Here is a 1,401-nt window from a genome sequence, read left to right as displayed (position 1 = left end):
AGGCGCGCCTCCGACAACGCGACCAGGGACATCGGCCTGCTGAGCGCCGGCGGATACGCCGACGCCGCCGCGCAGGACTCCTTCTGCGCCGGCACCAGCTGCGTCATCACGGTCCTCTACGACCAGTCCGGCAAGGGCAACCACCTTACCCAGGCGCCTGCCGGCGGGGCGGCCGGCGGGCCGGACAACCTCGCCAACGCCGTCGAGGCGCCGGTCACCGTCGGCGGGCACAAGGCGTACGGCGTCTACGTCGCCCCCGGGACCGGCTACCGCAACAACAACACCAGCGGCATCGCCACCGGCGACCAGCCCGAGGGCATGTACGCCATCTTCGACGGCACGCACTTCAACGGCGGCTGCTGCTTCGACTACGGCAACGCCGAGACCAACAACCTGGACACCGGCAACGGCCACATGGAGGCCCTCTACTTCGGCAACAACAGCAGCTGGGGCTCGGGCAGCGGCAACGGCCCCTGGGTCATGGCCGACCTGGAGAACGGCCTGTTCTCCGGGGTCAACCGTGGAGCCAACGCCAATGACCCCAGCGTCAACAACCGGTTCCTGACCGCCATGCTCAAGGGCGGCCCGAACCAGTGGGCCCTCCGCGGCGGCGACGCCCAGTCGGGCGGCCTGTCCACCTTCTACAACGGCGTACGCCCCAACGACACCGGCTACAACCCGATGCACAAGGAAGGTTCGATCATCCTCGGCATCGGCGGTGACAACAGCAAGTGGGCCCAAGGCACCTTCTACGAAGGGGTCATGACCCAGGGCTACCCGTCGGACGCCACCGAGAACGCGGTCCAGGCCAACATCACCGCCGTGGGCTACAACAGCGGTTCGACCGGCACCGGCACGCTGACCCCGGGCTCCCGGATCTCCCTGCGGGCCACCACCGCGCCCTGCTGTACCTCGCACTACCTCCGCCACAACGACACCGACTCCAAGGTCGTCATCTCCGACACCAGCTCCGCCGGCTCGGCCACCGACAAGGCCGACGCCACTTGGATCGTCCGCGCCGGACTGGCCAACAGCTCCTGCCTGTCCTTCGAGTCCGCCAACAACCCCGGGCAGTTCCTGCATCACTACAACTACGAGCTCTACCTGGACTTCGACAGCGGCGCCGGCTCCTACGCACAGGACGCCACCTTCTGCGTCACCAGCGGCAACAGCGGGGTCGGCACCTCCTTCCAGTCCGTCAACTTCCCGACGAAGTACCTCCGCCACTACGACTACACGGTCTACATTGCCGACAACGGAGGCTCCAACAGCTGGGACAGCTCCACCAGTTGGGCTGACGACACCAGCTGGCTGGTGGCCCAGCCCTGGGGCTGAGCCGCCGGGGCGCCGGCGGTCGTCCGCAGCGCGATGCTGCGGGCGGGCCATGGTGCCGATGGTCCT

At 68.2% G+C, this 1,401-nt stretch carries 1 protein-coding gene; it reads left to right on the top strand.

Annotated features, from left to right (window positions below; all coding sequences use genetic code 11):
• Nucleotides 1-1,335 (top strand): alpha-L-arabinofuranosidase B (locus AB0O00_RS39500; RefSeq protein WP_363659497.1); only part of this gene is annotated, 1,335 nt, incomplete at its 5' end.
• Nucleotides 1,336-1,401: the final 66 nt, after the last annotated feature.

The organism is Kitasatospora sp. NPDC093558 (genome assembly GCF_040683475.1).
Lineage (GTDB): Bacteria > Actinomycetota > Actinomycetes > Streptomycetales > Streptomycetaceae > Kitasatospora.
The sequence above is the reverse complement of the archived record's forward strand: the minus strand, read 5'-3'. Positions and strand labels throughout refer to the sequence as shown.